Annotated in this window: 23 protein-coding genes; 13 read left to right on the top strand and 10 right to left on the bottom strand. The window is 59.8% G+C overall.

Annotated features, from left to right (window positions below; translation table 11 throughout):
* The first annotated feature begins 14 nt into the window (after positions 1-14).
* The 6 genes from AGR13A_RS24910 to AGR13A_RS08545 all read left to right on the top strand — a co-directional run bounded on the left by AGR13A_RS24910 (position 15) and on the right by AGR13A_RS08545 (position 3,852).
* Positions 15-257 carry a hypothetical protein gene (locus AGR13A_RS24910; protein ID WP_167377445.1) on the top strand — a complete coding sequence of 81 codons (243 nt, stop codon included), beginning with the start codon at positions 15-17 and terminating at the stop codon, positions 255-257.
* Positions 194-2,020, top strand: coding sequence for a glutamine--fructose-6-phosphate transaminase (isomerizing) (gene glmS, locus AGR13A_RS08565; RefSeq protein ID WP_080834747.1), 1,827 nt, complete (start codon positions 194-196; stop codon positions 2,018-2,020). Before AGR13A_RS24910 ends, glmS begins: the two co-directional genes overlap by 64 nt.
* Positions 2,017-2,520, top strand: coding sequence for a GNAT family N-acetyltransferase (locus tag AGR13A_RS08560; protein WP_080834744.1), 504 nt, complete (start codon positions 2,017-2,019; stop codon positions 2,518-2,520). Before glmS ends, AGR13A_RS08560 begins: the two co-directional genes overlap by 4 nt.
* Positions 2,521-2,533: 13 nt before the next feature.
* Entirely contained in the window at positions 2,534-3,202 is a 669-nt protein-coding gene (locus AGR13A_RS08555; protein ID WP_035222947.1) for a DUF502 domain-containing protein, read from the top strand.
* A gap of 114 nt (positions 3,203-3,316) precedes the next feature.
* Positions 3,317-3,565 (top strand): CopG family ribbon-helix-helix protein, encoded by a 249-nt coding sequence (locus AGR13A_RS08550; protein ID WP_167377531.1) that lies wholly within the window; start codon positions 3,317-3,319, stop codon positions 3,563-3,565.
* Positions 3,562-3,852, top strand: a complete 291-nt coding sequence (locus AGR13A_RS08545) for a type II toxin-antitoxin system RelE/ParE family toxin (RefSeq protein ID WP_080834741.1) — start codon at positions 3,562-3,564, stop codon at positions 3,850-3,852. Before AGR13A_RS08550 ends, AGR13A_RS08545 begins: the two co-directional genes overlap by 4 nt.
* Before the next feature lie 24 nt (positions 3,853-3,876).
* On the opposite strand, the gene AGR13A_RS08540 is transcribed toward AGR13A_RS08545, so the two are convergent.
* Together AGR13A_RS08540 and recG are read right to left on the bottom strand one after the other, a co-directional pair.
* On the bottom strand, positions 3,877-4,149 hold the full coding sequence (locus tag AGR13A_RS08540) for a hypothetical protein (RefSeq protein WP_080834739.1): 273 nt from the start codon (positions 4,147-4,149) through the stop codon (positions 3,877-3,879).
* Positions 4,150-4,161: 12 nt separating this feature from the next.
* The gene (recG, locus tag AGR13A_RS08535; RefSeq protein WP_080834736.1) at positions 4,162-6,267 is read right to left on the bottom strand and encodes an ATP-dependent DNA helicase RecG; all 2,106 of its coding nucleotides are present in this window, start codon (positions 6,265-6,267) and stop codon (positions 4,162-4,164) included.
* Positions 6,268-6,456: 189 nt separating this feature from the next.
* Here recG and AGR13A_RS08530 point away from each other — a divergent pair, with 189 nt between their 5' ends.
* The 3 genes from AGR13A_RS08530 (at position 6,457) to AGR13A_RS08520 (ending at position 11,002) form a co-directional block, all read left to right on the top strand.
* Positions 6,457-6,768 carry an FAD assembly factor SdhE gene (locus tag AGR13A_RS08530; RefSeq protein ID WP_035222961.1) on the top strand — a complete coding sequence of 104 codons (312 nt, stop codon included), beginning with the start codon at positions 6,457-6,459 and terminating at the stop codon, positions 6,766-6,768.
* Positions 6,769-6,772: 4 nt separating this feature from the next.
* Positions 6,773-10,270, top strand: coding sequence for a transcription-repair coupling factor (gene mfd, locus AGR13A_RS08525; RefSeq protein ID WP_080834734.1), 3,498 nt, complete (start codon positions 6,773-6,775; stop codon positions 10,268-10,270).
* A gap of 393 nt (positions 10,271-10,663) precedes the next feature.
* Positions 10,664-11,002, top strand: coding sequence for a hypothetical protein (locus AGR13A_RS08520; protein WP_080834732.1), 339 nt, complete (start codon positions 10,664-10,666; stop codon positions 11,000-11,002).
* A gap of 48 nt (positions 11,003-11,050) precedes the next feature.
* Here the strand turns inward: AGR13A_RS08520 and AGR13A_RS08515 are convergent, their stop codons facing one another.
* Genes AGR13A_RS08515 through AGR13A_RS08505 form a run of 3 tightly spaced genes read right to left on the bottom strand, consistent with a single transcriptional unit; the run spans position 11,051 to position 14,601 of the window.
* A complete protein-coding gene (locus tag AGR13A_RS08515; protein WP_080834730.1) occupies positions 11,051-11,992 on the bottom strand; it encodes a DMT family transporter in 942 nt (313 codons plus the stop codon).
* Positions 11,993-12,045: 53 nt separating this feature from the next.
* Positions 12,046-12,714, bottom strand: coding sequence for a DsbA family oxidoreductase (locus AGR13A_RS08510; protein WP_080834727.1), 669 nt, complete (start codon positions 12,712-12,714; stop codon positions 12,046-12,048).
* A gap of 39 nt (positions 12,715-12,753) precedes the next feature.
* On the bottom strand, positions 12,754-14,601 hold the full coding sequence (locus AGR13A_RS08505) for an extracellular solute-binding protein (RefSeq protein WP_080834725.1): 1,848 nt from the start codon (positions 14,599-14,601) through the stop codon (positions 12,754-12,756).
* Positions 14,602-14,927: 326 nt separating this feature from the next.
* Here AGR13A_RS08505 and AGR13A_RS08500 point away from each other — a divergent pair, with 326 nt between their 5' ends.
* Positions 14,928-15,584 (top strand): invasion associated locus B family protein, encoded by a 657-nt coding sequence (locus AGR13A_RS08500; protein ID WP_035222980.1) that lies wholly within the window; start codon positions 14,928-14,930, stop codon positions 15,582-15,584.
* 95 nt (positions 15,585-15,679) lie between these two features.
* Here the strand turns inward: AGR13A_RS08500 and hspQ are convergent, their stop codons facing one another.
* The 4 genes from hspQ to AGR13A_RS08480 form a co-directional block, all read right to left on the bottom strand.
* Positions 15,680-16,009, bottom strand: a complete 330-nt coding sequence (gene hspQ / locus AGR13A_RS08495; RefSeq protein WP_003508038.1) for a heat shock protein HspQ — start codon at positions 16,007-16,009, stop codon at positions 15,680-15,682.
* Between the two features lie 91 nt (positions 16,010-16,100).
* Entirely contained in the window at positions 16,101-17,021 is a 921-nt protein-coding gene (locus AGR13A_RS08490; protein ID WP_080834723.1) for a DMT family transporter, read from the bottom strand.
* A gap of 97 nt (positions 17,022-17,118) precedes the next feature.
* Positions 17,119-18,528, bottom strand: coding sequence for a type I glutamate--ammonia ligase (gene glnA / locus AGR13A_RS08485; RefSeq protein WP_003495537.1), 1,410 nt, complete (start codon positions 18,526-18,528; stop codon positions 17,119-17,121).
* Between the two features lie 73 nt (positions 18,529-18,601).
* Complete coding sequence (locus tag AGR13A_RS08480) at positions 18,602-18,940, bottom strand: P-II family nitrogen regulator (protein WP_003508042.1); 339 nt, start codon at positions 18,938-18,940, stop codon at positions 18,602-18,604.
* Between the two features lie 89 nt (positions 18,941-19,029).
* Here AGR13A_RS08480 and AGR13A_RS24905 point away from each other — a divergent pair, with 89 nt between their 5' ends.
* Positions 19,030-19,182: a hypothetical protein gene (locus tag AGR13A_RS24905; RefSeq protein ID WP_167377444.1), complete on the top strand. Its 153-nt coding sequence runs from the start codon at positions 19,030-19,032 to the stop codon at positions 19,180-19,182.
* Positions 19,183-19,298: 116 nt separating this feature from the next.
* Positions 19,299-20,774, top strand: a complete 1,476-nt coding sequence (locus AGR13A_RS08475) for an NAD(P)H-hydrate dehydratase (RefSeq protein WP_080834721.1) — start codon at positions 19,299-19,301, stop codon at positions 20,772-20,774.
* A 275-nt stretch (positions 20,775-21,049) separates the two neighbouring features.
* Here AGR13A_RS08475 and AGR13A_RS08470 read toward each other — a convergent pair whose 3' ends face one another.
* A complete protein-coding gene (locus tag AGR13A_RS08470; protein ID WP_035222987.1) occupies positions 21,050-22,090 on the bottom strand; it encodes a GlxA family transcriptional regulator in 1,041 nt (346 codons plus the stop codon).
* Positions 22,091-22,816: 726 nt separating this feature from the next.
* On the opposite strand from AGR13A_RS08470, the gene AGR13A_RS08460 reads away from it, so the two are divergent.
* Complete coding sequence (locus AGR13A_RS08460) at positions 22,817-23,755, top strand: LysR family transcriptional regulator (protein WP_191856260.1); 939 nt, start codon at positions 22,817-22,819, stop codon at positions 23,753-23,755.
* The last annotated feature ends 42 nt before the right edge of the window (positions 23,756-23,797 follow it).

Here is a 23,797-nt window from a genome sequence, read left to right as displayed (position 1 = left end):
GAGCGATACCGAAAGTGACCGGCGGCGTAATTGCCGATTTCAGGGAAACGGTTAAAGCATTTCCAGTAGAAGTGTGCAGCGGCTTTACGTCCGGAAATGCGTCAGAACAAAAAGGTGGAGTATTTTTGCATTTCAGGGAAATGCAAAAATACTCTGGAAGTTTCGGCGAAGAGATCGCCGTCTGGAGAAATATATGTGCGGAATTGTCGGAATTGTCGGAACCCAGCCCGTTGCTGAACGGCTTGTCGATGCGCTGAAGCGTCTCGAATATCGCGGTTACGATTCGGCTGGTGTCGCCACCATCGACAATGGCGCGATGGACCGCCGCCGGGCGGAAGGAAAGCTGTTCAATCTGGAGAAAAGGCTTTCGGAAGAGCCGCTGCCGGGCGTGGTCGGCATCGCTCACACCCGCTGGGCAACCCATGGCGTTCCGAACGAAACCAACGCCCACCCGCATTTTGTCGACGGCGTGGCCGTCGTTCATAACGGCATCATCGAAAACTTCTCCGAGCTGCGCGAGGAACTGACCGCCGGCGGCGCAACCTTCACCACCCAGACCGATACCGAAGTGGTGGCGCAGCTTCTGGCGAAATATACCCGCGAGGGCTTCGGCCATCGCGAGGCGATGCTGAAGATGCTGAACCGCGTCACCGGCGCCTATGCGCTGGTCGTCATGTTCAAGGATGATCCCGGCACGCTGCTTTCGGCGCGCTCCGGCCCGCCGCTTGCCGTCGGTTACGGTCGGGGGGAAATGTTCCTCGGCTCCGATGCCATCGCGCTGTCGCCCTTTACCAATGAGATCACCTATCTGGTGGATGGCGATTGCGCCATCGTGACCCGGCAGGGTGCGGAAATCATCGATTTCTCCGGCAAGCCGGTGAAGCGCGAGCGGCAGATTTCGCAGGCGACGGCCTATGTGGTCGACAAGGGCAACCACCGCCACTTCATGGAAAAGGAAATCTACGAGCAGCCGGAAGTCATTTCCCATGCGCTCAGCCATTATGTGGATTTCGCCTCCAAGACCGTGAAGGAAGCCGATAAGGCAATCGATTTCTCGAAGCTTTCGGGTCTTGCCATTTCCGCCTGCGGCACGGCCTATCTGTCCGGCCTGATCGGCAAATACTGGTTCGAGCGTTATGCACGCCTGCCGGTGGAAATCGATGTCGCCTCGGAATTCCGTTACCGCGAAATGCCGCTTCAGCCGTCTCAGGCGGCGCTTTTCATTTCGCAATCCGGCGAGACGGCCGATACGCTGGCGTCGCTGCGTTATTGCAAGGAAAACGGTCTCAAGATCGGCGCTATCGTCAATGTTCGGGAATCGACCATTGCCCGCGAATCCGACGCCATCTTCCCAATTCTTGCCGGCCCTGAAATCGGCGTCGCTTCCACCAAGGCGTTCACCTGCCAGCTGGCTGTTCTTGCTTCGCTGGCGATCGCCGCCGGCAAGGCGCGCGGTACGCTGAAACCCGGCCAGGAAAAGGAACTGGTGCAGCATCTGATCGAGATGCCGCGCATCATGAGCAAGGTTCTGAACATCATCCAGCCGCAGATCGAAGCGCTGTCGCGCGATCTGTCACGTTTCAAGGATGTGCTTTATCTCGGCCGTGGCACCAGCTTCCCGCTGGCGCTGGAAGGCGCACTGAAGCTCAAGGAAATCTCCTATATCCACGCCGAGGGTTATGCCGCCGGCGAGCTGAAGCATGGCCCGATTGCGCTGATCGACGAGAACATGCCTGTTATCGTCATCGCACCGCATGACCGCTTCTTCGAAAAGACCGTTTCGAACATGCAGGAGGTCGCCGCCCGCGGCGGCCGCATCATCTTCATCACCGATGAGAAGGGGGCTGCGGCTTCCAAGCTCGATACAATGGCGACGATCACGCTGCCGACAGTTGATGAACTCATTGCGCCGATGGTGTTTTCGCTGCCGATCCAGCTGCTTGCCTATCATACCGCCGTCTTCATGGGCACGGATGTGGACCAGCCGCGCAATCTGGCGAAATCGGTGACCGTTGAATGATCATCAGGCCGGAGCGGCAGGGCGATGAAGAGGCGATCGGAGCGCTGACGGAAGCGGCGTTCCAGGATATGCCGTTTAGCGACCAGAGCGAACACCTGATCGTCGGCAGGCTGCGCAATGCGGATGCGCTCACCGTTTCTCTGGTGGTGGAGGATGGCGGGCAGATCGTCGGTCACATCGCTTTTTCGCCGGTCACCGTCTCGGATTCGGAAGGTCGCTGGTTTGCTCTCGGCCCGATTTCGGTCTCTCCGGAGAGGCAAGGTCAGGGCATTGGATCGCGCCTTGTGCATGAGGGGCTTTCAATGCTGGATCGGCTCGAAGCGGCCGGGTGCATTCTGGCGGGCAGTCCTGCCTATTACGGCCGATTTGGATTTGAGCGTTTCGACGGCCTGCACAGCAAAGGCATTCCTGACAAATATTTGTTGGCCCTGCGCTTGCATGGTGGAACTCCATCCGGCATTGTCGGTTTTCATCCGGGTTTCGATAGCGTCAACGCTTAATTCCGAACGGTAAATGACCGATATTCCAGTAAAAATTTCATTCGCAGCCCGGCTGCGCAATAGTTTCCTCACGGGCGTTCTGATCCTTGCGCCCGTCACCATCACCATGTGGCTGGTGTGGAGTTTCCTGCAATGGGCGGATAGCTGGGTGAAGCCCTATATTCCCGCCCGTTACGATCCCGAACAATATTTCGATGTGGCTATTCCCGGTTTCGGCCTGCTGATCGCCGTCGTCGGCATCACCCTCATCGGCTTTCTCGGTAATAACCTCATCGGCAAATGGATTTTCGGTGTCGGCGAATCCATCCTCAACCGCATGCCGCTGGTGCGGCCGATCTACAAGAGCATCAAGCAGCTGTTCGAATCCGTCCTGAAGGAGCATTCGAACTCATTCAAGAAGGTCGGCCTGATCGAGTTTCCGTCATCGGGCACCTGGGCGATGGTGTTCGTTGCCTCCGAGGCTAAAGGTGAGCTTGCCCATCGTTTCAATGAAATGGGCCAGCAGATGGTCGCCGTCTTCCTGCCGCCGACACCGGTGCCGACAGCCGGTTTTCTGCTGTTCGTGCCGAAAGACAAGATCGTGATGCTGGATATGACGCCGGAAGATGCGGCAAAGCTCTTGATATCCGGCGGTCTGGTGGCCCCGGATTTCACGCCGCCGAAGATGATTGCGCCGGTTTGAACGCATTCGCAAGACGCTAGATTCCTTCCTCCATTCTCACGGAGGATGTAAAGCCATACGGTTGACGAACCAATGTGGTTCACCAATAATCACAGTGAACCAAGAAGGGTTGCGATCATGACTGCATTCACTGTGCGTCTGCCTGATGAGGTTGCCGAAAAACTCGATCAATTGGCGGAAAAACTTGATCGGTCGCGATCCTACATGGCGGCGCGAGCGATTGAGGACTTTGTCGCCCGCGAGGAATGGCAGCTTGCCGAGATCGAGGCGGGTGTGGCGGAAGCCGATCGCGGCGAGTTCGGGACACCTGAGGATCTCGCAAACATTGTCGGGAAATATGTAAAATCCGCCCGGCCGTCATGAGTGACCGGCGAATTCGTTGGACCTTACGGGCTCTGCGAAGGCTCGATGAAATTGGTGCTCATATCGAAAAGGATAATCCAGCGGCTGCGGCCCGAGTGATTTCCCGTATTGTTTCAGCGGTTGATATGTTGGTGGAGCAGCCAGCCATGGGGCGGGTCGGACGCATCAGAGGAACGCGGGAAGCCGTGCTTTCCGACATTTCCTACATCATTGCCTATCGCGTGAGCCGGGATATCGAAATTCTGACGATCATCCACACATCGCAGCGGTGGCCTTCGGCGCTTTAGCCCAACAGTCTTCGGATTTCATGGTCAATCCTCGTCGTCCAGATCATCCACTTCCGTCCCCGTATTGGTCGCGTGGAATACGGGAACGAAAAGCCGCATATAGACCAGCCTCACGCTCCAGCCTTCTTCCAGCGCCTGGCTCCACGCCTTCTTGCGGCCGGGCTTCTTGAACGCCTTGCCGATTGCCTTTTTCGCGCTCTTCGCAAATGTCTCGGGTTGCAGGATATTCTGCGGCGAACAGAGCGCGTAGCCCTTGCGGAAGGCGGGTGGGGGGCGGCGCGGGTCGATCATGTTCATGGTGGTTCACTTTCAGCCGGCGTGCAGGAAGCGGATCGCTTCGTCGCGGCGGTGCAAATAGAGCAGGGTGCGCAGCGCATTGCCGCGCGGGCCTGTCAGTTCGGGGTCGCGTTCGATGACGTAAGCCGCGTCCTTGCGGGCGATTTCGAGAAGATCGGCATGGGCTTCGAGGCTGGCGATGCGGAAGCCCGGCGTGCCGGACTGGCGGGTGCCGAGGAGTTCGCCTTCACCGCGCAGCTTCAAATCCTCCTCGGCAATCAGGAAGCCATCCTCGCTGTCGCGCAGGATGGAGAGCCGGGCACGGCCGTTTTCGCTGAGAGGGCCCTTATAGAGCAGGATGCAGGTGGAGGCCTCGTCGCCGCGGCCCACACGGCCGCGCAGCTGGTGAAGCTGGGCGAGGCCGAAACGTTCGGCGTGTTCAATGACCATGATCGTCGCATCCGGCACGTCGACGCCCACTTCGACCACGGTCGTCGCCACCAGCAGTCGGGTTTCGCCGTTCTTGAAGGCGAGCATGGCGGCGTCCTTCTCCGGGCCGCTCATGCGTCCGTGGATGAGGCCGATATTGGCGCCGAGCATCTGCGAGAGAACCGCGTGGCGCTCCTCCGCCGACATCAGGTCGGATTTTTCCGTTTCCTCCACCAGCGGGCAAATCCAGTAGGCCTTCTTGCCATCCTTCAGCGCCGCACGAAGTCGCTCGACAATGTCGCCGATCCGTTCGGTGGGGATCGTCACTGTCTGGATGGGTTTGCGGCCGGCGGGCTTTTCGGTGAGCTTGGAAACATCCATGTCGCCGAAGGCGGCCAGAACCAGTGTGCGCGGAATGGGTGTGGCGGTCATGACCAGCATATGCGGCGTGATGCCCTTGGCGGTGAGGCGCAGGCGCTGGTGCACGCCGAAACGGTGCTGTTCGTCCACCACGGCCAGCACGAGGTTCCTGTAACTCACGCTGTCCTGAAACAGCGCATGGGTACCGATGACGATCTGCGCTTCGCCCGAGGCCACGCGCTCCTCGATCTCGCGGCGCTCCTTGCCCTTGGTGCGGCCGGTCAGCACTTCGACGGTGATGCCGGCTGTATTGGCGAGCTTCGAGATGGTGGCGTAATGCTGGCGGGCAAGGATTTCGGTCGGGGCCATCAGCACCGCCTGTCCGCCGGCCTCCACCGCCGTTGCCATGGCCATCAGCGCCACCAGCGTCTTGCCCGCACCGACATCGCCCTGCAGCAGCCGCAACATGCGGTCTTCGCCGGCCATATCTGTCAGGATATCTTTCACCGCAGCGCTCTGGCTTGCCGTCAGTGAGAATGGCAACTGCGACAGGATTTTTGCGGCGACATCACCCTTGGCACGGATCGGCTGGCCCGCTACCTTGCGCAGCCGCTGGCGCACCAGCGCCAGTGACAGCTGCCCGGCGAGGAATTCGTCATAGGCGAGCCGTCTGCGCGCCGGGGCCTGCGGTTCGATATCGGCGCTGTCACGCGGGTCGTGCAGCTCGCGGAAGCTTGAGGCGACATCGCCGAAGCCCTGCCTCGTCTTCAGTGTCTCGTCGATCCATTCGGGAAAGACCGGCAGCTTTGAAAGCCCGCCTTCGATCGCCTTGCGCAGCACCTTGGCAGACAGCCCGGCGGTCATGGGATAAACGGCTTCCACCAAAGGCAGGTTTTCCGCCTCTGATAGTTTCACCATGAAATCCGGATGCACCATGGAAGCGCGGCCGTTGAACCAGTCCACCTTGCCGCTGACGAGAACCTCCTCATCCACAGGCAGGGCCTTGGACAGCCAGTCGCCCTTGGCGCGGAAGAAGGTCAGCGCCAGTTCGCCGGTCTCGTCATGCAGGAAGACGCGGTAGGGCGCGTTGCGGTTTCCCGGCGGTGGCGGCTGGTGGCGGTCGACGCGTCCCTGAATGGTGACAATTGCGCCGGGGCTGGCCAGCGCGATGCCGGGGCGGTTGCGGCGGTCTATGACGTTGGATGGCGCGTGGAACAGAAGATCGATCACGCGCGTGTCGTCGGCGTTTTCCCGGCTCAGGAGCTTGGCCAGAAGATCGGCAAGCTTCGGCCCCACACCGGCAAGGGTGGAGACGGAGGCAAACAGCGGATCGAGAATGGCCGGGCGCATGGGTCAGCAAAATCGGGGAAGGGGACGGCTTATGCAAGACTTCGCTGGCCACAAAGGCGGGTTATCACCGGCAGATTTTCACTGCTGCGGCATTATTTCGATAAAAACCGGTTCCCAAGCGTTCGCCTCCTGTTCTATAGGAGGTCGCAGTCAACATCCTGTTGAATAGCCAACCGAAAGGTGAATGCGATGACTGGACTGGTGCGCACGAGTGCCGACCTCGATCCGAGACGCCGGCGGATTCTTTACCGCTGCTGGCACCGGGGCATTCGCGAGATGGATCTGGTGCTCGGGCAATTTGCGGAAGACAATATTGTCGGGCTTTCCGATGACGAGCTCGACGAGCTTGAGATCATCATGGCGGAAGAGGATAACGACCTCGTCAAGATGGTGACGGGCGCCCTTGCCATACCGGAAAAATTCCAGACCCCGCTGTTCGAGAAGATCGCCTCCTACCGCCCCGATTTCGATCTCGTCACCACTGACACCCTGAAAGCCTGAGAATATGATAGCCGGATTCGATGCAAAGCTGGTGTCGTCGGCCGATACGCCGCTGACCATCGGAAACGTGCCTTCCGGCATGGAAGCCCTTTTGCTTGCCGATATGGCGCGGGCCGGCACGTCGGTCGCCTATGTGATGTCGGATGGCCAGCGGGTCGCCGATCTCGAACAGATACTCGGTTTCGTCGCGCCTGACATTCCGGTGATGACGCTGCCCGCCTGGGACTGCCTTCCCTATGACCGCGTGTCACCGAGCGCCGACACTTCGGCGCGCCGGCTGGCGGCGCTTTCCGGTCTCATCGCTCACGCGAAGAAACCGCATCCGGCCATCGTGCTGGTCACCGTCAATGCCATGCTGCAGAAGATGGCGCCGCGCGACATTATCGAAAGCCTCGGCTTTTCGGCGAGGCCCGGCAACCAGATCCGCATGGAGGAGATTGCCGCGCGGCTGGAACGCAACGGTTTCGACCGGGTGGCGACGGTGCGCGAAGTGGGTGAATTCGCCGTGCGCGGCGGTATTCTCGATGTCTTCGTGCCGGGCACGGAAGAGCCGGTCCGGCTCGATTTCTTCGGCGATACGCTGGAAAGCATCCGCACCTTCGATCCGGCCAGCCAGCGTACCATCGGACAGGCGCGCTCGCTCGATTTGAACCCGATGAGCGAAGTGACGCTGACGCCGGATACGATCAGCCGTTTCCGCAAGAATTACCTGTCGCTATTCGGCGCGGCGACCCGCGACGACGCGCTTTATCAGGCCGTCTCCGAAGGTCGCCGTTATGCCGGCATGGAGCACTGGCTGCCGCTGTTTTACGAGCAGCTGGAGACCGCCTTCGATTATCTGAAGGATTTCCGCATCGTCACCGACCATACGGCGCGGGAGGCGGCGAAAGAGCGCTCCAAGCTGGTGCTAGATTATTACGATGCGCGCCGCAGTTCCGGCGAAACCAAGGGCTCGACGCAGGGTGCGCCCTACAAACCGGTTTCGCCCGGCCAGCTTTATCTCGATGGCAAGAGCTTCGATGCCGCGCTCGCCGCCGTTAACGCCGTGCGTCTGACCCCTTTCAACGAACAGGACAGCGAAGGCCGCCCGGTCGCGATGCTCGACGCCCATGTCGGGCCGCGCTGGGCACGCCCGCCAACCGAAGGCGAGAGCGAAGAACGGGTCAATGTTTTCGACCTTGCGGTGAAACACATTGCCGAGCGCCGCGCCAAGGGCTGGAAGGTGCTGATCACCGGCTGGTCGGAAGGTTCGCTCGACCGGCTGTTGCAGGTACTGAACGAGCACGGGCTTGAGAAGATCAAGCCGGTTACCTCGCTGAAAGAGGTGGAGAAGCTCGGCAAGGGCGAGGCGGCCTCGGCGGTTCTCAGCCTTGAGGCGGGTTTCGAAACCGGGACGCTGGCGGTTATCGGTGAGCAGGATATTCTCGGCGACCGCATGGTGCGCCGCTCCAAGCGCCGCAAGCGCGGCGCGGATTTCATCTCGGAAGTGGCGGGGCTCGATGAGGGCTCGCTGGTCGTCCATGCCGAACATGGCATCGGCCGCTTCGTCGGCCTGCGGACCATCGAGGCGGCGGGTGCGCCGCGCGCTTGTCTGGAACTGCATTATGCCGATGACGCCAAGCTGTTCCTGCCGGTTGAAAACATCGATCTTCTGTCGCGTTACGGTTCGGATGCGGCGGAAGCGCAGCTGGACAAGCTGGGCGGCGGCGCGTGGCAGATGCGAAAGGCCAAGCTCAAGAAGCGCCTGCTGGACATGGCAGACGAGCTTATCCGCATCGCGGCCGCGCGCCTGGTGCGCCATGCGCCGGTGCTGACTGCGCCGGACGGGCTTTACGACGAATTTGCCGCCCGTTTCCCCTATGACGAGACCGAGGACCAGCTGAACGCCATCGAGGCGGTGCGCGAGGATCTCGGTGCCGGCCGGCCGATGGATCGGCTCATCTGCGGCGATGTCGGTTTCGGCAAGACGGAAGTGGCGCTGCGCGCCGCCTTCCTTGCCGCCATGAATGGCGTGCAGGTGGCGGTGGTGGTGCCGACCACGCTGCTCTCCCGCCAGCATTTCCGCACCTTCTCGGAACGTTTCCGTGGGTTGCCGATCCGGGTGCAGCAGGCTTCGCGCCTTGTCGGCTCCAAGGAATTGACGCTGACGAAAAAGGAAGTGGCTGATGGCAAGACGGATATTGTTGTCGGCACCCATGCGCTGCTCGGCGCGGGCATCAGCTTCGCCAATCTCGGCCTGCTGATCATCGATGAAGAGCAGCATTTCGGGGTGAAGCACAAGGAGCGCCTGAAGGAGCTGAAGAGCGACGTGCATGTGCTGACGCTCTCTGCGACGCCTATTCCGCGCACTTTGCAGCTGGCCATGACGGGCGTGCGCGAATTGTCGCTCATCACCACGCCGCCGGTGGACCGCATGGCGGTGCGCACCTTCATTTCGCCCTTCGATCCGCTGGTGATCCGCGAAACGCTGATGCGCGAGCATTATCGCGGCGGCCAGAGCTTTTATGTCTGCCCGCGGCTTGCCGATCTCGCCGATATTCATGCCTTCTTACAGTCGGATGTGCCGGAACTGAAGGTGGCGGTGGCGCATGGGCAGATGCCGGCGGGCGAACTGGAAGACATCATGAACGCCTTTTATGACGGCAAATATGATGTGCTGCTGTCGACCACCATCGTTGAATCCGGCCTTGATGTGCCGACCGCCAATACGCTGATCGTGCACCGGGCCGACATGTTCGGTCTGGCCCAGCTTTACCAGCTGCGCGGCCGTGTCGGCCGTTCCAAGGTGCGCGCCTTTGCGCTGTTTACCCTGCCGGTCAACAAGGTGCTGACGACGATGGCGGAGCGGCGGCTGAAGGTACTGCAATCGCTCGATACGCTGGGCGCCGGTTTCCAGCTGGCGAGCCACGACCTCGATATTCGCGGTGCGGGCAATCTGCTCGGCGAAGAACAGTCGGGCCATATCAAGGAAGTCGGTTTCGAGCTTTACCAGCAGATGCTGGAAGAGGCGGTGGCCGAAGTGAAGGGCGACGAGCAGGTGCAGGATAGCGGCTGGTCGCCGCAAATCTCTGTCGGCACCTCTGTCATGATTCCGGAGGATTATGTTCCGGATCTGCATCTGCGCATGGGTCTCTACCGCCGTCTCGGCGAGCTTGCGGATATAAGCGAGATCGATGGTTTCGGCGCGGAAATGATCGACCGTTTCGGTCCGCTGCCGAAAGAGGTGCAGCATCTCCTCAAGATCGTCTACATCAAGTCGCTCTGCCGCACTGCCAATGTCGAGAAGGTGGATGCCGGGCCGAAGGGCGTGGTCGTGCAGTTCCGCAACAAGGAATTCCCGAACCCGGCGGCACTTGTCGCCTATATCGGCAAGCAGGGCACGATGGCGAAGATCCGCCCCGATCACAGCCTGTTCCTGACCCGCGACCTACCGACGCCGGAGAAGCGGCTGGCGGGGGCGGCGATGATCATGACACAGCTGGCGGAGCTGGCGCGGTCCTAAAGCTTTCGAGAGGTTGCCGATCCATAGCGGACCGATAAGCGTGGGGCTTTACCCCCCTCTGCCCTGCCGGGCATCTCCCCCTCAAGGGGGAGATCGATCTGCGGCAAGGTCTCGCCCACCTTGAATCTTGCGCGTGAAGCGATGGTAGCGCCTCTTGCCGACTCCCCCCTTGGAGGGGGAGATGCCCGGTAGGGCAGAGGGGGGTAAAGCCCCACGCGCGTCGGTTCGCTGTCAATGGACACCTCCCCAAAGCCAACACCCCAAGACTCTGCAAACATTACCGGTATGTAATGAAACGGACATGCGCCCGTAGCCTCGACGGGCGTAGTCTTGTTCCATCTCCTGCACTGCGACCAATATGATGCGCGAGTGGGAAGACGAAGGAGCAAGACAATGTGGACCAGGATGAACAGGTTCGTCTCCGCAGGTCTGGTTGCTTTGACAATTGCGGGCACCACAATTGCCACCACCAACCAGGCGGAAGCACGCAACCACTTTGGACACGGGCATGGCGGCGGCGGCATTGCCGCAGGTATCGCCGGAGCGATTATCGGGGGCGCCATCATCGCCGGGGCGCGGCATTCCTATGGCGGCCCCTATTATGGCGAGCCCTTTTACGGTCCGCCGGCTTACGGCCCTCCGGTGATCTATCAGCCGGCCTATCCGCGCTGCCACGTCGTCTGGCGTGAGAACAGCTGGGGCGATATCTACCGCGCGCGCGTGTGCTACTGACCCTTCGCTGAAAACCGAAAATAAAAGACGAAAGAATGCGCCCCGATTCTAAATGCTTCGCGGCGCATCTTCCGGTGTGATCCCGACGGCGACATTCTGGTCCGTCGCGGCGATCGAGGCCGGCATCGGCACTTTTCTCTGCTTCTCGCGAATGAGGGTCAGCAGTCCGGAGCCGACGATGAGGGCGATGCCGACCAGCATCCAGCTGTCTATATGGTCGCCGAAGATCAGGTAACCGAAGAAGATAGCCCAGAGCATCTGGCTATATTGCGTCGGGCCGATCATGGCGGCGGGCGCATAACGGGCGGCATACATGACCAGCACATTGCCGACGGCAGCAAAAAGGCCATAACCCGCCAGAAGCAGCCATTGCTCGCCGTTTGGCGGCACGAAGGTGGGGATCATGGCGAGGCCGCTGATCGCCAGACAGCCCAGCACGCCCGCGCCATAGAGTGACAGATTCTTTTCGGATGGCCCCATGGCGCGGAAGATCACGATGGACAACGCCCCGCTCAAACCACCGAGGATCGCGCCGAGATGGCCGATGCCCAGCTCGCGGAAACCCGGCCGCAGAATGATGAGAACGCCGACAAAGCCGATGATGACCGCAGACCAGCGCTTGATACCCACCTGTTCCTTCAGGAAAACCACCGACATGATGGTGACGAAGGAAGGGAGCAGGAAGATCAGCGCGAAGGCTTCCGCCATGGAAAGATGGGTAAAGGCGGTAACACTGCCGACCGCGCCGATGCCGGAGGCGAAAAAGCGGATGAGCCAGAGCGGGCGGTTCGTCGTCTTGACGATATCCATCCAGCGATCGTTGCGCTTGCGGATGAAGGGCAGGGCGGCAAAGCCAAAAAGGGCGCCGAAGAAGGCCGATTCGATCGGCGAAATCTGGCCTTCTATGAGTTTAACGCTTGCATCGCTCCATGCGTAGGCAGCGAAGGCGGCAAAGGCAAGCAGAATGCCTTTCAGGGTCTGGTCGGACACGGGAAAACACCGGCGGAGAATCGAGTTGCTGAAAAACCGAAGGTGTTTGACCGTCAGTTCATCGACTTATGCTCGTCCGCCTTGATTTTTGCAATATCCCGCAGTGCAGCAATCAAGACGTCAGGCGTTTGCGCACCGCTGATGGCGTATTTCTGGTCGAGGATGAAAAAGGGCACGCCGGCGACGCCCATTTGCTGCGCCGCGTCAATTTCGGCAACGACCGTATCCTTGTCCGCCTCCGAGGCGAGAAGCCGTGCCACGACTTTGGCATCCATGCCTGCCTTTTCGGCGATATCGGTCAGCACGGCGTGATCGCCGATATTGCGGCCTTCCTCGAAATTCGCCTTGAACAGGGCGGTAACGACCTTCTCCTGAACGTCGCGGCCTTCGGAATGGGCCCACAACGACAGGCGGTGCGCATCGAGTGTGTTCGGCCCGATCTTGATCGCATCGAAATCATAGTGGATGCCGACTTCCTTGCCGAGTTGCACCAGCGTGATATGCGCCTGCTCCAGACGCTCCTTGCCGAGCTTTTCCTCAAGGGCGGCCTTCTGGTCGACGCCCTCAGGCGGATAATCCGGGTTGAGGCGGTAAGGACGCCAGTTCACGTCGACGCTGATTTCGTCCTGCACCTCGGCAATGGCAAGATCGAGCCTTGCCTTGCCAAGATAACACCAGGGGCAGACCATATCCGATACGACGTCGATAACGATGCGTTCCATGGTTTTATCTTCCGTTGCTTGGACCGGTCGGGGCGGCGGCTATTGCGCCCGCGCATCCCACCAGGTCTGTTTCTGATTGCCTGATATCGGGGTCATATCCGGGCGGTCGATATATTTCCAGCGGGCGATCCATTGGGCGCCGATGTAATAGAGCGGAATGACGTAGTGGCCGGCGACCAGCAGACGGTCATAACCGCGCACCGCCGCCTGGAAATCCTCCGTCGAACGGGCCTGTAACAGGGCTTCGATCATCCGGTCTATGTCGGGACTGGCGGCCCCCGCATAGTTGAAGCTGCCCTGCGCATCCCGCGACAGCGAACTCCAGCGGTTAAGCTGCTCCGCCCCCGGCGAGAGCGAGGAGGGCAGGGAGCGGATGATCATGTCATAATCAAAGCTGTTCGAACGGGCCTGATATTGGCCGTCATCGACCGAACGAATGCCCATGGCGACGCCGATGAGGTTGAGCGAGCGTTGATAGGCAAGCGCTATGCGCTCCTGCGCCGGGTTCTGCGTCATGATCTCGAAGGCGAGCTGACGGCCATTGGCATCGGACATTTTTCCGTTCTTGATGCTGTATCCGGCCTCTTTCAGCTTATCGACGGCCAGTTTCAGCACCTTGCGGTCCGCACCGGTGCCATCGGTGGTGGGCATGGCATAGGTTCCCGCCAAAAGCTCCGGCGGCATGGTTTTCGCCGCATCGCCCAGCAGCGCAAGCTCGCGTGCATCGGCGGCATTGCCATAGGCGCCGAGCGGTGAATTCTGCCAGTAGCTCTGCGTGCGCTTGAAGGCGCCGCCGAGAATGTTTCTGTTCATCCATTCGAAATCGAGCGCGTAGGAAAGGCCCTCACGCACCTTTTCATCGGCAAAGACGGCGCGGCGGGTGTTGAACACCAGGCCGAACATGCCGGAAGGCAGCTGCGGCTGGAACACATCCTTGACGATATCGCCACGATGCACGGCCGGGAAATTGTAAGCCTGCCCCCAGTGCGAAGTGTCGGAGGTGCCGTTGATGGCGTCGCCTTCCGGGTAAATGTCGATATCGCCCTTCTTGAAGGCCTCGAACATGGTGGTGACCTGCAGGAAATAGGTGACGCTGATCTCGTCGTAATTCTCGAAGCCGACCTTGCTCGGAATATCCTTGCCCCAATAGTCCGGGTTCCTCTCCCAGGTGATTCGTTCTCCCGGCCGCAGGGTCTTGATTCGGTATGGACCCGAGCCGACGACAGCGCCGAGGCCCGCCTGCTCGAATTTTTCCGGATCGATCGCGTGTTTCGGCAAAATCGGGGTGGAGGAGGCGAGAATGAGCGGCGTTTCGCGGTTTGCCTTCTCATTGAAGGTGAAGCGGACGCTGTGGTCGCCGATCTTCTCCAGCTTTGCCACGCCGTCGAGACGGCTGTTGAAAGGGGGGCGGCCTTTTTCCTTCAGGAGATTGAAGGTGAAAATTACATCGTCAGGCGTCACCGGCTCGCCATCCGACCATTTTGCCTTGGGATTGATGTTGAACTGGATGAAGCTGCGCTCCTCGTCCCACTCCGCCGTTTCAGCCAGCAGGCCGTAAAGGCTGAAGGGTTCGTCGCTGGAGCGCTGCATCAGCGGTTCGTAAAGCAGATTGCCGAATTCCGGGTCCCATACGCCGCGCGCCGTGGTGCGCATTCCCTTGAGAACGAAGGGGTTGAGGCTGTCGAAGGTGCCGACGACGCCATAGGAGATCCGGCCGCCTTTCTTGACGTCCGGATTGACGTAAGGGAAGTGCTGGAAATCCGCCGGCAGGGCCGGCGTACCGTGCATGGAAATGCCGTGAAGCGGCTGCGCCTGGGCGCTCCCGGCGGGAAGCAGGGATGAACCCAAAAGAAACAATGCGGGGATGAGGGCCGCAAGGTCGCGCATCTTATTATCCTGTCTCAACTGTCCGTCCGATTTGTCATGATGATCGGTTTATCGTCATGATTGGTTTTTTCGTTATGATTCTGGCAAATATGTAGCACAGGCCCATGGCGGGACCCATGCGCGGGCGGGAAATCTTGGCCCAGCTCAAGAAAAAGTTAAAGAAGTGCTGGATATCGCCGCGATCGGCATGTAACAGGGTGGCCGGAAGAGACGGGTCACGCATTTGCCTCATTTAAACGACAGTTGAACGGGCAGAAGGATACCGCCATCGGCGAACAGGATCTCAGCGGTTCTGTTCTGGCAGACATTCAGGAGACGGAACTCTTATGATGCAAAAGGCAAACACATTCACCCGGACGGCTCTGTCCGCTCTGGTCCTCTCTCTCGGCGCAATGTCCGCTCCGGCCATCTCGCAGGCGCAGGATGCTGCTCCCGCCGCTCAGGGCGCTGGCGCTCCTCCGCTCGGCTGGTTCAAGACCTGCTCCAAGCAGGAAGACAACGATGTCTGCGTCGTGCAGAACGTGGTTCTTGCCCAGAACGGCCAGATGATCACCGCCGTCGGCCTCATCACCGTTGAAGGCAAGGTCAACCGCAAGCTGCTTCAGGTTTCCGTTCCGACCGCGCGTCTCATTCCTCCGGGCGTGATGATGCAGATCGACGGCGGCAAGGGCCAGAAGCTCGATTACGCCGTTTGCCTTCCCGACAAGTGCACGGCCGAAGTGCCGCTGACGGATGCCATGATCGCGTCGCTGAAGAAGGGTAGCGAGGTGGTCTTCACCTCCATCAACTTCCGCCGCGCGCCGAACCCCATCAAGATTGCACTTTCCGGCTTCACGGGCGCTTATGACGGCGCACCGATCAGCCAGTCGCAGCTTGCCGAAAGCCAGCGCAGCCTGCAGGAAGGCATGCAGAAGAAGGCTGAAGAAGCCCGCAAGAAGCTGGAAGCCGCACAGGACGCCGCCAAGGGCGCGCCGAAGCCCTGATTGCAGCGTAAGCTCCAAAAACAGGAAAACCGGTCTGGCGACAGACCGGTTTTTTTATGTCCGGGGATTGGGGAGGCTCGCTGTCGGAACTGCGTTTAATGCGCAGTCGACATTTTCGGGCGCCATTCGCCGTTCGGCGCCTTGTCGAAGATGCGGCCGATATTGGGATTTCTCAGCGGTGTCTCGTTTTCGTCGTGGACGAGATTCTGTTCGGAAACATAGGCGACATATTCCGTCTCCTCGTTTTCGGCCAGAAGATGATAGAAGGGCTGGTCGCGATCCGGCCTGATTTCCGCGGGGATGGCGTTCCACCATTCCTCCGTATTGGCATATTCCGGATCCACGTCGATGACCACACCGCGGAACGGAAACACCTTGTGGCGGACGATCTCGCCAAGCGTGAATTTTGCGTCTCTTTGTTTCATGGCATGAACTTCCTTTCCCACTAATAGTTGGGGGCGGAATGCGAAATATCAAGGGCTAGGGGTTCTCCCGTCCCTATCCGCCACCTGGCGTTCAGGCCCTGCGGCCGATCGGTGCCGTGGCGATGACGACGCCGCCGGTGACCAGCACGATGCCGATGGCGTGATAGGTCTCGAAGGTTTCGCCAAGGAAAAGCGTGGCCATCAGGATCGAGACCGGCGGCATCATGTAGAGCGTGATGCCCGCCGTGGCGGGGCCGAAAACGCGCACCGTATGGGTAAAGCAATAAAAGGCGAGCAATGAGGCGAACAGGATGATGCCGCCGATCTTCGCCCAGGCCATTGGTGTGGCCGGCAACAATCCGCCCTGCGCCAGTTCCAGCGCGGCCGGCGGCAGAAGGACCAGCGCGCCGGAGAGCGCGATCAGGCCGAAGAGGCTGAAGGAGGCCATCTGCCGTGCCGCCGGGTCGCGCAGCAGCAGCGAATAGACCGCAAAGGCAATGGCCGCCGTCAATATGGCGAAATCGCCGATGTTGAAATTCAAGTGCCAGAGAGCCGACATGTCGCCCTTGAGCACGATGGCTGCCACGCCCGCAAAGGCGATGATCATTCCCGCGACTTCGAGCTTTCTGATGGGGCGGCCCTGGAAGACGCGCTGGAACAGGATAATGAAAAGCGACGACGTCGTATAGATCAGGGTGCCGTTGGCGGCCGTCGTCATGGTGAGGCCCCAATAGACCACGCCGCCGCAGATGCCCATGCCGAGAATGCCGAGGACGAGCCAGAGCAGCGTTTTATGGCGCACAAAGGCGAGGCAGTTTCGCCAGTCGGCGATCATGAAGGGCGCGATGATAAGGGTCGATCCAATCCAGCGAATGAAGGCGGCGATGAAGGGTGAGACCTCACCGACGACGCCGCGACCGAATATGACGTTGCTGGAGAAAAAGAACGGCACAGCCAGAAAGATGAGCCAGTCCGTGAGGCGTGTTTGCTGAGAGGCTGGCTTGTTCGACATTCTTCGCGATATGGCTGGGCTTCAAAAGAAAACGGCGGCTTTCCAGGGAAAACCGCCGAGATGGATCGAGCGCCCCGGGGAGCGCTCGAAAGGCCGATCAGGCCGAGTAGTACATGTCGAATTCGACCGGATGCGGGGTCATTTCGAAACGCATGACTTCCTGCATCTTCAGCTCGATGAACGAGTCGATCTGGTCGTCGTCGAACACGCCGCCTGCGGTCAGGAACTTGCGGTCCTTGTCGAGGCTTTCCAGCGCTTCGCGCAGTGAGCCGCAGACGGTCGGGATCTTCTTCAGTTCCTTTGCAGGAAGATCGTAAAGGTCCTTGTCCATCGGCTTGCCGGGGTGAATCTTGTTCTTGATGCCGTCGAGGCCGGCCATGAGCATGGCCGCAAAACCGAGATAGGGGTTCTGGGTCGGGTCCGGGAAGCGGACTTCGACGCGCTTTGCCTTCGGGTTGGAGCCGAAGGGAATACGGCAAGATGCGGAGCGGTTGCGCGCGGAGTAGGCGAGCAGAACCGGCGCTTCATAACCCGGCACCAGACGCTTGTAGGAGTTGGTGGTGGGGTTGGTGAAGGCGTTGATGGCCTTGGCGTGCTTGATGATACCGCCAATGTAATAGAGGCAGTTTTCAGACAGGCCGGCATATTCGTCGCCTGCGAAGGTCGGCTTGCCACCCTTCCAGATCGACTGGTGCACGTGCATGCCCGAGCCGTTGTCGCCGAAGATCGGCTTCGGCATGAAGGTTGCCGTCTTGCCATAGGCATTGGCGACCTGGTGGACGACGTACTTGTAGATCTGCATCTTGTCGGCGCTGGAGACCAGCGTGTCGAACTTCACGCCCAGTTCGTGCTGTGCGGCAGCCACTTCGTGGTGGTGCTTTTCGACGACGACGCCCATTTCCGACAGAACCGTCAGCATTTCGGAGCGCATGTCCTGCAGGCTGTCGATCGGCGGAACCGGGAAATAGCCGCCCTTGACGCGCGGACGGTGGCCGAGGTTGCCGGTTTCATAATCCGTGTCGTCGTTGGACGGCAGTTCGGAACTGTCGAGCTTGAAGCCGGTGTTGTAAGGGTCGGCCTTGTACTTCACGTCGTCGAAGACGAAGAATTCCGGCTCGGGGCCGACGAAAACCGTGTCACCGATGCCGGATGCTTTGAGATAGGCTTCGGCCTTCTTGGCAGTGCCGCGCGGGTCGCGGTTATAGGCTTCGCCGGAGACCGGGTCGAGAATGTCGCAAAGGATGACCAGGGTGGACTGGGCGAAGAACGGGTCGGTATGGGCGGTTGCCGGATCGGGCATCAGCACCATGTCGGACTCGTTGATGGCCTTCCAGCCGGCGATCGAGGAGCCGTCGAACATGACGCCATCGGCGAACATGTCTTCGTCGACGCACACCACATCCATGGTGACGTGCTGCAGCTTGCCCTTGGGGTCGGTAAAGCGCAGGTCCACGAACTTGATGTCGTTATCCTTGATCTGCTTCAAGATATCGTTTGCGGTCGTCATTTAAACGTTTTCCTTGAGTGTGGTGGTGACGAGGTGAAAACCCAAGCCTCCCCGGCTTAGGACCTGGTTCTGATTATATGGCGTCCACGCCTGTTTCACCGGTACGGATGCGGATGACTTCCTCGATATTGGAAACGAAAATCTTTCCGTCGCCGATACGTCCGGTCTGTGCCGCATTGCGGATCGCCTCTATGACGGCTTCCGCATTCTCATCCGCCAATACGACTTCGACTTTCACTTTCGGCAAAAAGTCCACGACGTACTCCGCTCCGCGGTAAAGTTCCGTGTGGCCTTTCTGACGACCAAAGCCTTTTGCTTCCGTGACCGTGATTCCCTGAAGTCCGACTTCCTGAAGGGCTTCCTTCACTTCATCGAGCTTGAAAGGCTTAATGATCGCTTCGATCTTTTTCATGAGAAAATATCTCTCCGCTTCTCCCGTTAAAGCAGGTTATTCCCGCTCTGCCACAAGAATGCACGTATTGTGCCAGATCGGAAGCGGGCTTGAAGAAAAAACTTCGCTCCCCCGGCCTTCCGGCACAAAATGCATTCGCTTTTTGCGGTTTTCCGGCCAATTTCTCGCCAAAACCCGAAAATTCCATCACCAATTCTACGGATTTGTATTATTTTAGCGATATTGAATATTGTAAAGAGTGATGCCGGCGCCAAATTGCATTGGTTATATTTTATGCATTTGACTATTATTTGGTCGTGGCGATCTGCTTATTTTTGTATCGATTGCCTTTCCGACGTTTTGCGGGAATGATCGGGCCATGAAATCCCCATCGCACCTCTTCCTGATCGACCCTGTTGTCATGGCCCGCATCGATGCAGCGGCCGGTCAATCCGGCATTCCGCTTTACGATCTGATGGAGCGGGCGGGGCAGGCGGTCGCCGCCTCGGCCCTTCGCCATTACCCGCAGGCGCTGCGTTTCGTGGTGCTCTGCGGTGGCGGCAACAATGGCGGCGACGGTTATGTGGCGGCGCGTGTACTCTTGCAAAGCGGGGCGGCGGTTGCCGTTCATCATCTTGGCGATGTCGGAGCGCTCAAGGGTGATGCGCGGACGGCTTTCGAGCGAATCGGGATCACACCATTGCCGCTTGGCGACTATGTGCCGCTCGACGGTGACGTGGTGATCGATGCAGTTTTCGGGGCTGGATTGTCGCGTGATATTCCGCCGGAACTCAGCCGGGTGGTCGATGCGGTGACAGAGGCGGCTGTGCCGGTTCTTGCCGTCGATCTGCCGTCGGGTCTCTGCGGCCGCCGGGGCGTGCCGCTCGGTGCCTCGTTCAAAGCGCAGAGCACGGTGACGTTCATGGTGCGCAAGCCCGGTCATCTGCTCCTGCCCGGCCGGGAATTATGCGGGGCGCTGGAGGTTTTCGATATCGGCATTCCCTCCCGCATTCTTGTTGCCCATGCGGGATCGGTGGCGGAAAATGATCCGCTGATCTGGCGGGATGCCTTGCCGCATGCCGATATGGAGACCCATAAATTCCGGCGCGGGCACCTGACCGTCTTTTCCGGCCCGCCGCATGCGACCGGGGCAAGCCGGATGACGGCGCTTTCGGCGTTGAAGGCGGGGGCTGGCATCGTCACGATCGCTGCCCCCAGAGAAGCGCTCGACGTGCTTTCGGTGACGCTGACGGCGGTGATGAGTGCCGGTCTGGATGATGTCGAGGATTTGCGGCACTGGCTGGACGATAAACGCCATGGCGCATTCGTTCTCGGACCCGGTTTCGGCGATCTTGAAAAGGCGCGACAGTTCGTGTCCCTGCTTGGCGACAAGGCCGTGGTTCTGGATGCAGATGCGATCACCGCTTTCAGGGATCGCCCGGAGACCCTGTTCGAGCGCGTCACATCCGGCACGGGAAAATTCGTGCTGACACCGCATGAGGGAGAATTTGCGCGGCTGTTTCCCGATCTTGTTAAGGATTCCGGATTGAGCAAGATCGAGAGGGCGCAGGCCGCCTCGGCGCGCAGCGGCGCGGTGCTGGTCTATAAGGGCGCGGATACGGTGATTGCCGGGCCGGACGGCCGGGCGCTGGTCAACACGAATGCGCCTGCGAGCCTTGCGACGGCCGGATCAGGTGATGTGCTGGCCGGCATCATCGGCGCGCTGCTGGCGCAGGGAACCCCCGCCTTTGAAGCGGCTGCGGCCGGTGTCTGGCTGCATGGGGAGGCGGGCAAGAGGGCAGGAGCCGGCATGACGGCGGAGGATTTGTCCCATGCGGTTCGGCCGTTTGGGTGAGTTAGCCTGATTGTGTTCGCTGTTTGCTGGCTGCCGACCGCTCGCTGATCCGGTGGTTTTTGCACAGTTCCATCATCCGCACTCCGTCACCCCGGTCCCCGGAACAAGCCCGAGGATGATCGGGGGTCCAGTGCGATCAAGTCCTTGATCGCGAGAGAGTCTTTTCACGGCGCGGACGCGCCGTGGCTGGATGCCGGATCAAGTCCGGCATGACGGAGGAGAGGTTTTTAACCCGGAAACAAGTTCCGTCGCGTTTGAGGCATTCAATCCAGCATTCAATGCGCAGCCTTGCCTGCCTGGCTTGCCATCGCCATTCGCGATGCGCTGATCAGTAGCTTGCGTTCGGCGCGTTCCTGCTGCGGCGTGCGATTGTAGATTTCGCGATAACATTTGGAAAAATGCGAGGCCGAGACGAAACCGCAGGCGACGGCAACCTCGACTACCGGCATGGCCGATTGAACGAGCAGATGACGCGCGCGGTCGAGGCGGATTTCGAGGTAATAGCGGGCCGGGGAGCGGCCCATCTCCTGGCGGAAGAGGCGCTCCACCTGCCGACGCGACAGATCGGCGGCATCGGCTATATCGAGCAGCGACAGCGGTTCGGCCAGATTGCCTTCCATCAATTCGATGATCGACAGGACCTTGCTGTTCTGCACGCCGAGGCGGGCGCGTAGCGGCAGGCGCTGGCGGTCATTGGGGCTGCGCACCCGGTCGGTCAATTGCTGTTCGCAGACCCGGTTGACGAGGTTTTCGCCGAAATCCTGGCCGATCAGGCTCAGCATCATGTCGAGCGATGCCGTGCCGCCGGCGCAGGTATAGATGTTGCTGTCGACTTCGAAGAGGTCGGCATAGACTTCCACCTGCGGAAAGGCTTCGGAAAAGCCCGGGAGGTTTTCCCAGTGGATCGCACAGCGCTTGCCGTTCAACAGGCCCGCCTGCGCCAGAATATGGGCGGCGGTACAGAGGCTGCCGATGGCGATGCCGCGATTATAAGCTTCGCGCAGCCAGGCGTTGACGGATTTGTTGATGTGCTGGTCGACATCGATGCCCGAACAGATGATCGCCATTTCCGGGCGGTTTTCGCCGCTGACGTATCGCCGTTCGTCGGCAAGACAGGTATCGGCCTCAAGACAGATGCCGCTGGATGACATGACCTTCTGGCCGTCGAGCGAGGCGATGCGCCATTCATAGGCCTGATAGCCCAGCATTCGGTTGGCGATGCGCAGCGTTTCAACCGCTGCAGCGAAGGGCAGCATGGTAAATTGCGGAATGAGAAAAAAGACGATTGAGCGTTTCTTCTGGGAGTTCTTGCTCATTTGCCCGTGCTCCGTTGCGAATACGCAATTCCTCTCTTGGAATTGGTCTTCTGGATGTCCTGTTTACGACATCTTTAGCGAAAAATACGCCGTGGAATCGGGGCTGTCAAAAAAACGCTTTTGAAATATGCAAAATTTGCCTTGAGCCTTTTTAAAAGGCGTTGTGTCGCATGTAAAACAGGCAGGTCATTTTACGCCGTTGCCGTTGTTTTTATGGCCTGGCGGGGTGGTTCGCAAGTCTCAAGGCGATTGCGAACCACCGGTCTCGATTTATCTGCGGACGATGCGCATGCGGTTGTTGTCCGTCGTCGGCCATCCAATGTCCTTCAATGTTTCAGGGGGCAATCCTTCCAGCGCACGCAGCATTCTTGCACGCTGCCATGACTGATACAGTCCGGAAACATAGCCCGACACGCGATGCAGCCAGCTGGACGGAGGACGATGCGGAGAGCGTGTCACCGTTGGGAGATAATGTATCATGGTCATTGTCTTGATCCTTTCCTGAACCACGATCCTGTTTGCGAATTCGGTATGCGCCTGCATATTTCATCAAACAAGAGAATGAATTTTATATCACTCATCAATGTTTTGAATGACTGGCCAGCGGAGCCTGCCGGCTTCTATGCCTGCCTTGCACGATGGGTGCCCGGCTCCGAAGAGGCCGTGTCCGGCCCTGTCATTCGATGTCCCGGATGGTGCGCCCTTGTTGACATTCAATCAAACGAAATGATATCCATCTATAAATCAAAATATTTGAAGGTGCGTGCCATGACCGTGACTTTCCGCCAACCCCTGCCGTTGCTGGATAACGACATATTGAGAACCTTCGTCGCTATTGCGGAAACGGGAAACTTCTCCACCGCCGCCGAGGTGGTGTTCAGAACGCCCTCGGCCGTTTCCATGCAGATCAAAAAGCTCGAGGAGCAGTTAAAGACGACATTGTTCCTGCGCGATGCCCGCTCGGTGACATTGACGGCGCATGGCGAGACGCTTCTGACCTATGCGCGCCGGATGATCGCGCTGTCCAACGAGGCCGTGTCGCGTTTTGTCATGCCCGAACTGTCAGGCGTGGTCCGTCTCGGCGCGCCCGAGGATATTGGCGAGCGCGGTCTGCTGCCGGGCATCCTCAAGCGTTTTGCCGAGGCGTTTCCCGGCATCATGATCGATGTCACCATTGATTCCAGCTCCAATCTCTACAAGCGCATGGACGAACGGCGGCTTGATCTGGCGCTGGTCAACTGTGCCTCGCATCCGCTGCGAGATACCGGCGAGGTGCTGATGCGCGAGCGCCTCGTCTGGGCGGGGGCAAAATGCGGCACGGCCTATCTGCGCGATCCGCTACCGATCTCGATTTGGGAAGAGGGCTGTATCTGGCGTTCGGAGGCGATCAATTCGCTTGAAAAGCGCGGGCGCAATTTCCGCGTGGCCTATCTCAGCGGTCACACGATGGCGCAGCGCGCGGCGATTGCCGCCGATCTTGCCATCGCACCCCTGCCGCGATCCTATGTGTTAAACGACATGGTCATTCTCGGCGACAAGGAAGGTCTGCCGGAACTTGGCTGTTTCGATATTCGTCTGATCACGGCCGAAAAGCCCTCGCGTCCCATCCTCGCGGTGGCGGAAAGCATCCGCAATGCGTTTGTCGAGGTTGCCAAGGCGGCTTGAGGCGCGGTGCGAATAACTCGGGTGCTTGCGCGGCGGCGCTGT

This window comes from Agrobacterium genomosp. 13 str. CFBP 6927 (genome assembly GCA_900012615.1).
Taxonomy (GTDB): domain Bacteria; phylum Pseudomonadota; class Alphaproteobacteria; order Rhizobiales; family Rhizobiaceae; genus Agrobacterium.
Note: the sequence above shows the minus strand (reverse complement) of the source record. Positions and strands in the feature narration are given on the sequence as shown.

Bases quoted from the DNA above. Each gene is read 5' to 3' on its own strand.
- glmS (WP_080834747.1), top strand. From the start codon at position 194: ATGTGCGGAATTGTCGGAATTGTCGGAACCCAGCCCGTTGCTGAACGG.
- AGR13A_RS08560 (WP_080834744.1), top strand. From the start codon at position 2,017: ATGATCATCAGGCCGGAGCGGCAGGGCGATGAAGAGGCGATCGGAGCG.
- AGR13A_RS08555 (WP_035222947.1), top strand. From the start codon at position 2,534: ATGACCGATATTCCAGTAAAAATTTCATTCGCAGCCCGGCTGCGCAAT.
- AGR13A_RS08545 (WP_080834741.1), top strand. From the start codon at position 3,562: ATGAGTGACCGGCGAATTCGTTGGACCTTACGGGCTCTGCGAAGGCTC.
- AGR13A_RS08540 (WP_080834739.1), bottom strand. From the start codon at position 4,149: ATGAACATGATCGACCCGCGCCGCCCCCCACCCGCCTTCCGCAAGGGC.
- recG (WP_080834736.1), bottom strand. From the start codon at position 6,267: ATGCGCCCGGCCATTCTCGATCCGCTGTTTGCCTCCGTCTCCACCCTT.
- AGR13A_RS08530 (WP_035222961.1), top strand. From the start codon at position 6,457: ATGACTGGACTGGTGCGCACGAGTGCCGACCTCGATCCGAGACGCCGG.
- mfd (WP_080834734.1), top strand. From the start codon at position 6,773: ATGATAGCCGGATTCGATGCAAAGCTGGTGTCGTCGGCCGATACGCCG.
- AGR13A_RS08520 (WP_080834732.1), top strand. From the start codon at position 10,664: ATGTGGACCAGGATGAACAGGTTCGTCTCCGCAGGTCTGGTTGCTTTG.
- AGR13A_RS08510 (WP_080834727.1), bottom strand. From the start codon at position 12,714: ATGGAACGCATCGTTATCGACGTCGTATCGGATATGGTCTGCCCCTGG.
- AGR13A_RS08505 (WP_080834725.1), bottom strand. From the start codon at position 14,601: ATGCGCGACCTTGCGGCCCTCATCCCCGCATTGTTTCTTTTGGGTTCA.
- AGR13A_RS08500 (WP_035222980.1), top strand. From the start codon at position 14,928: ATGATGCAAAAGGCAAACACATTCACCCGGACGGCTCTGTCCGCTCTG.
- hspQ (WP_003508038.1), bottom strand. From the start codon at position 16,009: ATGAAACAAAGAGACGCAAAATTCACGCTTGGCGAGATCGTCCGCCAC.
- AGR13A_RS08490 (WP_080834723.1), bottom strand. From the start codon at position 17,021: ATGTCGAACAAGCCAGCCTCTCAGCAAACACGCCTCACGGACTGGCTC.
- glnA (WP_003495537.1), bottom strand. From the start codon at position 18,528: ATGACGACCGCAAACGATATCTTGAAGCAGATCAAGGATAACGACATC.
- AGR13A_RS08480 (WP_003508042.1), bottom strand. From the start codon at position 18,940: ATGAAAAAGATCGAAGCGATCATTAAGCCTTTCAAGCTCGATGAAGTG.
- AGR13A_RS08475 (WP_080834721.1), top strand. From the start codon at position 19,299: ATGAAATCCCCATCGCACCTCTTCCTGATCGACCCTGTTGTCATGGCC.
- AGR13A_RS08470 (WP_035222987.1), bottom strand. From the start codon at position 22,090: ATGAGCAAGAACTCCCAGAAGAAACGCTCAATCGTCTTTTTTCTCATT.
- AGR13A_RS08460 (WP_191856260.1), top strand. From the start codon at position 22,817: ATGATATCCATCTATAAATCAAAATATTTGAAGGTGCGTGCCATGACC.